The sequence below is a fragment of the Flavobacterium sp. UBA7680 genome (assembly GCF_002482975.1).
GTDB lineage: Bacteria > Bacteroidota > Bacteroidia > Flavobacteriales > Flavobacteriaceae > Flavobacterium.
On the sequence record NZ_DLHA01000044.1, the window covers coordinates 16,898 to 17,122 of the forward strand.

Below are 225 nucleotides of genomic sequence, written 5' to 3' on the forward strand. Positions count from 1 at the left end.
ATTTTGAAAGCAAATCACAACCATTCATCGATGATAATTAAATCGGGTTTTGGTGTTTATCAATAAGTCAAAGATACATTTTGAAAGCAAATCACAACCAGTAAACAATTGCGAAATCTTTAAATTAGGTGTTTATCAATAAGTCAAAGATACATTTTGAAAGCAAATCACAACTAGCAAAGGGTTTTGATGAATGTATGAGAGGGTGTTTATCAATAAGTCAAA